Genomic DNA, 6,587 nt, shown 5'->3' with positions numbered 1-6,587 from the left:
CAACCGCTCGGTGGCCAACGCCCCCACCACCGGCTTCGGCGCGAACCTCGCCCACCCCGCCCCCCCCCCGCGACCCGACGGCCGGCCGCGCGCCGGACAGGTTCTCAAAGCAGACCGCGTGACCCTCGAGATCAACACCGTCTTCGAACAGCTGACCGCTGTCCTGTCCGCCCTCGAGCCGGAGAAGCTCAACACCACGCTCGGCGCGATCGCCGCCGCCACCAGGGGCAGAGGCGACCAGGTGGGGCAGATGCTCACCGACCTGGAGGCCTTCCTCGCCGAGCTCGAACCGGCCCTGCCCGCGCTGCGCACCGACCTCACCCTCGCCGCCCCGGTGCTGGCCACCTACGCCGACGCCGCCCAGCCCCTGCTCGACACCGCGGGCCACGTCACCGCCCTCGGCGGCACCCTGCTGGAGGAACAGCAGCACCTCGACGCCGTACTGCCGGCCCTGATCGGGCTGGCCGACACCGGTGATCGCGTCCTCGCCGCCAATGCCGACGCCCTCGCCGCCACCCTCGACGTGCTCGTCCCCACCACCGCGCTGACCGCCGAATATCGGGAAGCCCTGTACTGCTCGCTCGACGGTTTCGCCGATCTGTCGCAGATGCCGCCGGTAAACGTGCCCGGCCTCGGGCTGTCGGCGAACTTCCTGTGGGGCATCGACCCCTACCGCTACCCGGACAACCTGCCCAAGCTCGAGGCCTCCGGCGGCTCCCAGTGCTCGGTGCTGCCGGTCGGCTACGAGCAGCGTCCGCCGTTCGTGGTCGCCGATGTCGGCGCCAACCCGTTCGCCCGCGGCAACCAGGGCATCCTCGTCAACCCGGAGAATCTGCCGAACGCGCTGTTCGGCCCGCCGACGGAGGCGAGCCGATGACCCGGCGCAACGCCCCGCTGGTGAAGTTCGGCGCGTTCGCCGTGGTCATGGTCGTGCTCTCCGGCCTGCTCGTGCTGGTGTTCGGCCAGTACCGGGCGGGTGGCGCCACCGGCTACTCGGCGATCTTCGCCGACGCCTCCGGCCTGCGCCGCGGCGACACCGTGCGCATCGCAGGCGTGCCCGTCGGTGCCGTGCGCGCGGTGGAGCTGCGCGAAGACCATGCCGTGCTGGTCGAATTCGACGCCGCCGAGCCGGTCCGGCTGAGCACCGCAACCAGGGCCGCGGTGCGCTATCTCAACCTCGTCGGCGACCGCTATCTCGAACTCACCGACCCACCCGGCGTCTCCGAACCGCTCCCACCGGGCGGGCGGATACCGCGCGAACGCACCACCGGCGCACTGGATCTCGACCTGCTCATCGGCGGCCTGAAACCGGTGATCCAGGGCTTGAACGCGCAGCAGGTCAACGCCCTCACCTGGTCACTGCTGGAGATCGTGCAGGGCAGACAGGACACCCTCGGCTCGCTCACCGCGCGCACCGCCACCTTCACCACCGCCCTCGCCGAGAAGAACGACCTCGTCGCCCGCCTGCTCGACCATCTGCGCGTCGTCATGGACACCCTGAACGCCGAGGGCGAGCAATTCACCGCCACCGTCGAACGCCTGCAACGGCTGGTGGGCGAACTGAGCGCCGAACGCGAGCCGCTCGGCGCCGCCATCGAGGCCATCGATCGGGCGACCGCGAGCGTGGCGGACCTGCTCATCGACGCCCGTCCGCCGCTCGCGGGCACGATCGACGAACTGGCCAGGCTCGCACCGCTGCTCGACTCCGACAAACAGGTGCTCGACGACGCCCTCGGCCGCGCCCCGGAGAACTTCCGCAAACTGGTCCGCACCGGCGCCTACGGCAACTTCATCCAGTACTACATCTGCGCCATCACCGTGCGGGTCAACGACCCCGGTGGCGAGGTGCTGGTACTGCCCGCCATCGAGCAGACGACGGGACGGTGCAGCCCATGAGCCTGACGCGCTACCGCGGCGCCCACCTGACCCGCCACGGCGTGACCGGCGTCGTCCTGGTGGTGTGCGTGATCGCCCTCGGCCTGCAGGCCGAGCAGTTCATCGCCTGGAGCACCACCGTGCGCTACACCGCCGTCTTCGCCGAGGCGGGCGGGCTCGGCGTCGGCGACGAGGTGGTCCTGTCCGGGGTCACCGTCGGCACCGTCACCCGGCTGAGCCTGGACCACGGCGACGCTCGCGTCGACTTCCGGGTCCGCGACCGGATCACCCTCGGCGGTGGCACCTCCGCCCACATCAAAACCGGCTCGCTGCTGGGCAGACGGGTGCTGACCCTGGCCCCTGCCGGGCCGGGCACGCTGCGTCCGGGCGAGGTGATCCCGATCGAGCGCACCTCCTCGCCCTACTCGCTCACCGACGCCGTGGGCGAGCTGGCCGCCACTGTCGGCGAGACCGACACCGCCGCCCTCGACACCGCCTTGGACACCCTGGCCACCACCCTGGACCGGGTCGCCCCGCAGCTCGGCCCCGCCTTCGACGGCCTCACCGAGCTGTCACGCACGATCAACAGCCGCGACGAGACCCTGCGCGCCCTGCTGACGGCCACCGCCGACGTCAGCGGCATCCTCGCCGAGAGCGCCGCTCAGCTGAACACCCTCATCCTGGACGCCAACGCGCTGTTGCAGACCCTCGTCGCCCGCCGCCAGGCCATCGTCGACCTGCTGGCGGGCACCGCCGCCGTGGCCGAACAGCTGCGCGCCCTGGTCGCCGACAACGAGGCCGAGCTCGCCCCGACCCTGGACCGGCTGAACTCGGTGGTCGCCATGCTGGAGGACAACCGCGACAACATCGCCGCCGCCCTGCCCGGGCTGGCGAAAGTGGCCATGACCCAGGGCGAGGCGGTCTCCGGCGGCCCGTTCTACAACGCCTTCGTCGCCAATCTCATCCCCGGCGACCTCATCCAGCCGTTCATCGACCAGGCCTTCGGCGTGCCGAACCCCCTTCAGGAGCCACCGCGATGAACCGCGCCACGATTGTGCGCCGCGCCGCCGCCCTCGCCCTGATCGCCGCTCTCGCCGCGGCGGGCACGGCGGGCTGGCGGGCGGCCTTCGGCCCGAGGACCCTGCACGCGGTGTTCACCACCGCCACCGCCATCTATCCCGGCGACGACGTGCGGGTGTCCGGGGTGGCGGTCGGGGTCGTGACCGCCATCGAGCCGCGCGGCACCACCGTCGAGATGACCCTCGAGATCGACCGCGATCTCGGGATACCCGCCGACGCGCAGGCCGTCATCGTCGCCCAGAGCCTGGTGGACTCCCGTTACGTGCAGCTCACCCCCGCCTATCGCGGCGACGGCCCCACTCTGCCCGACGGCGCCACCATCCCGCTGGAACGCACCGCGGTGCCGGTCGAATGGGACGAGGTGAAGACGCAGCTGACCAGGCTGTCGGCGGCGCTCGGCCCGGACGGGGACATGTCGTCCAGCTCGCTCGGCCGGTTCATCGACAGCGCCGCCGCGGCCATGGACGGCAACGGCGGCGCGCTGCGCGAAACCCTGCGTCAGCTCAGCGGCGTCGGCCGCATCCTCGCCGACGGCAGCGGCGACATCGTCACCACCATCGCCGCCCTGCAACAGTTCGTCACCACCCTGCGGGACAGCAATGTGCAGATCGTGGAATTCCAGGACCGCCTGGCCACCCTCACCAGCGTCCTCGACGGCAGCCGCTCCGATCTGGACGCGGCCCTGCACCAGCTCTCCCTCGCCGTCACCGAGGTGCGGCGCTTCGTCGCCGACAATCGCGACCGGGCGAGCGAACAGGTGGGCAGGCTGGTGAACCTCACCCAGAACCTGGTCGACAATCGGGACGATCTCGAACAGCTCCTGCACGTCTTCCCGACGAGCATGGCCAATTTCTACAACATCTACAACCCCGAATCCGGCACCGAGGCAGGCGTTTTCGTCCTCAACAACTTCTCGAACCCGGTGCAGATCATCAGCTCTGCCATCGAAGCCGTGGGCAAGCAGTCCTCCGCGCAGTCCGCCCAGACCTGTCGCGACTATCTCGGCCCGGTCCTGCCGCTGCTGAGCTTCAACTACCTGCCGGTCTCGGTCAACCCGGTGCTCGGTCCCACCCCGCGCCCGGAGAGGGTGCTCTACACCGAGCCGCACCTGGTCCCTCGGGTGGTGGCCCCCGCCGAGCAGGCCCCGCCACCCCCGCTCGACCTGACCGCGATCCTCTTCGGCGGAAGGCGCTGACATGCCGCGATCCCCGTCCCCCGGCCACCGCGTCCGCCTCCGCCGCGCAGCCGTCGCCGCCTGCCTGCTCACCGCCACCGGCTGCGGCGCCCACGGGGTGAACTCGGTGCCCCTGCCCGGCGCGGAGGCTCGCGGCGCCGACGCCACGGTCATCTCCGTCGAGATCGCGAATGTCGGCACCCTGACCCCGAATTCGCCGGTCATGGTCGACGACGTGGTGGTCGGCAGCGTCCGCGCCATCACCCTCGACGGCTGGCACGCCGTCGTCGAGGCGGCCGTGCGCCCCGAGACCACCGTCCCGGCCAACGTGGTCGCCACCATCGGCCAGACCAGCCTGCTCGGCTCCACCCACCTCGCGCTGAACACCCCCGAGGGCGAGAAGCCGCGGGGGCGACTGGAATCCGGCGCGCGGCTGCCGCGCGAGCGCGCCTCCACCTACCCGTCCACCGAACAGACCCTCGCCTCGCTCTCGGTGGTCGTCAACGGCGGCGGGCTCGGACAACTCGGCGACATCGTCGCCGAACTGCACAACGCCCTCGACCACCGGCAGGACCGGGTGGCGGCCCTGCTGACCCGCCTCGACGGGTTCATGGCCGTGCTCGCCGAGCAGCGTGCCGACATCCTCGCCGCCGTCGAGGCCATGACCAGGCTGGGGGAGACCTTCGCCGGCCGTACCGACACCCTCACCCGCGCACTGGACATGCTCCCGCCCACCCTCGACCTGCTGCTCGCCGAACGCCCCGCCCTCACCCACGCCCTCGACCGCCTTCGGGCGTTCAGCGAGACCGCCACCGGGGTGGTCACCGAGATCAACGCCGACCTGCTCGCCGACCTGCGCAACCTCGAACCCACCCTGAAAGCCGTCGCCGACGTGGGCCCGTTGCTCGACGCGGGCCTTGCCTATGCCACCGTCTACCCCTACGGCCAGCAGGTGATCGACCGCGCCGTCCGCGGCGACTACATCAACCTGCACGCCACCGTCGACCTCACCATCCCGCGCCTGCGACGCGAACTGCTCCAGGGCACTCCGTGGGCCGACCCGAACGCGGTCGTCCAAGCCGCCGTCGGCGACCCCGGCTACGCCAAGCAGACCTCGGATCCGCTCGGCGTCGGCGTGCCGCCGCAGGAGCCAGGAGGTCGCTGATGCTGCTCACCCGATTCGTCCGCGCCCAGCTCATCGTCTTCGCCGTGCTGTCGGTGATCGGCCTGACCGTCATGGGCACCGTCTACATGAAGCTGCCGCACCTGCTCGGCGTCGGCGCCGTCACCGTCTACCTGGACCTGCCCGAGACCGGCGGGCTCTACCGCTTCGGCAATGTCACCTATCGCGGCGTCGAGGTCGGCAAGGTCACCGCCGTCGACCTCACCGACGACGGTGTGCGCGCCACTCTCACCCTCGACGCCGGGCACCCCATCCCCGCCGATCTCGAGGCCCTGGTCCGCAGCGTCTCCGCCGTGGGCGAGCAGTACGTGGAGCTGCGCCCGCGCACCGACGAGGGTCCGTACCTGCGTGACGGCGCGGTGATCCCGGTGCGCGACACCGAGGTTCCGCAGCCGGTCGGTCCCATGCTCGACAGCCTCAGCGCCATGGTCGGCGCGGTCCCCACCGAGCGCATGCACGACCTGCTCGGCGAACTGGCCACCGGCCTCGGCTCGTCCGGCCACGACCTGGACTCGCTGCTGGCCTCCGCCCGCGCCCTCGCCGGCGAACTCGAAAGTTCCGGCGTCGCGGCCCGTACCTTCGTCCAGGACGCCGTGCCGCTGCTGGACTCCCAGGCCCGCAGCCTCGACGCCATCGAACTGTGGACCCGCAGCCTGGCGGGTGTCACCGGACAGCTCGTCGCCGACGACCCGCAGCTGCGCGCCGTCCTGCGCGAAGGCCCCGGCTTCGCCACCGAGGCGACCAGGCTGTTCGAATCCGTCGAACTCACCCTGCCGGTGCTGTTGGCCAACCTGATCAGCGTCGGCCGGCTCGCCGTCACCTACCACGCCGGGCTGGAACAGCTGCTCGTCCTGCTGCCGCCCTCGATCTCCATGATCCAGACCGTGCAGCCGAGCAAGAACGCCTCCGGCCTCGGCCTCGGCACCTTCCGCTTCGGCAACATGTCCGCCCCCGCCGCCTGCACCGTCGGCTTCCTGCCACCCACCGAATGGCGCTCCCCACACGAGACCGAAACCCTCGACACCCCCGACGGCCTGTACTGCAAACTTCCGCAGGACTCCGACATCGCGGTGCGCGGTGTCCGCAACACTCCCTGCGCCGGGCAACCGGGCAAGTACGCCCCCACCGCCGAATTGTGCAAGGACCCGGTCGGTTTCGTGCCCCTGGCCACCGAACAACCCCGGCGCGGCCCCAACCCCCGTGACCCGGGACTCGAAGACCCGGGCAACGCCCCCGCCCCCCCCCCCGACCCCCCCCAGCACAGGACGCCCGGCG

Annotated in this window: 6 protein-coding genes; all 6 read left to right on the top strand. The window is 71.5% G+C overall.

The window, feature by feature from the left end:
* Positions 1 to 877: MCE family protein (locus QH283_RS07180; protein WP_280502231.1), on the top strand; the 877-nt coding region annotated here is incomplete at its 5' end.
* On the top strand, positions 874 to 1,896 hold the full coding sequence (locus tag QH283_RS07175; protein ID WP_280502230.1) for an MCE family protein: 1,023 nt from the start codon (positions 874 to 876) through the stop codon (positions 1,894 to 1,896). The genes QH283_RS07180 and QH283_RS07175, both read left to right, overlap by 4 nt.
* A complete protein-coding gene (locus QH283_RS07170) occupies positions 1,893 to 2,915 on the top strand; it encodes an MCE family protein (RefSeq protein ID WP_280502229.1) in 1,023 nt (340 codons plus the stop codon). The genes QH283_RS07175 and QH283_RS07170 overlap by 4 nt, the downstream gene beginning before the upstream one ends.
* Positions 2,912 to 4,150 (top strand): MCE family protein, encoded by a 1,239-nt coding sequence (locus QH283_RS07165; protein ID WP_280502228.1) that lies wholly within the window; start codon positions 2,912 to 2,914, stop codon positions 4,148 to 4,150. Before QH283_RS07170 ends, QH283_RS07165 begins: the two co-directional genes overlap by 4 nt.
* A 1-nt stretch (position 4,151) precedes the next feature.
* Positions 4,152 to 5,294 (top strand): MCE family protein, encoded by a 1,143-nt coding sequence (locus QH283_RS07160; RefSeq protein WP_280502227.1) that lies wholly within the window; start codon positions 4,152 to 4,154, stop codon positions 5,292 to 5,294.
* On the top strand, positions 5,294 to 6,587 hold a 1,294-nt coding region (locus QH283_RS07155; RefSeq protein ID WP_280502226.1), incomplete at its 3' end, for an MlaD family protein. The genes QH283_RS07160 and QH283_RS07155, both read left to right, overlap by 1 nt.

The organism is Nocardia farcinica (genome assembly GCF_029867845.1).
Lineage (GTDB): Bacteria > Actinomycetota > Actinomycetes > Mycobacteriales > Mycobacteriaceae > Nocardia > Nocardia farcinica_A.
The sequence above is the reverse complement of the archived record's forward strand: the minus strand, read 5'-3'. Positions and strand labels throughout refer to the sequence as shown.

Excerpts from the sequence above, each read along its gene's own strand:
- QH283_RS07175 (WP_280502230.1), top strand. The coding sequence starts at position 874 with ATGACCCGGCGCAACGCCCCGCTGGTGAAGTTCGGCGCGTTCGCCGTG.
- QH283_RS07165 (WP_280502228.1), top strand. The coding sequence starts at position 2,912 with ATGAACCGCGCCACGATTGTGCGCCGCGCCGCCGCCCTCGCCCTGATC.
- QH283_RS07160 (WP_280502227.1), top strand. The coding sequence starts at position 4,152 with ATGCCGCGATCCCCGTCCCCCGGCCACCGCGTCCGCCTCCGCCGCGCA.
- QH283_RS07170 (WP_280502229.1), top strand. The coding sequence starts at position 1,893 with ATGAGCCTGACGCGCTACCGCGGCGCCCACCTGACCCGCCACGGCGTG.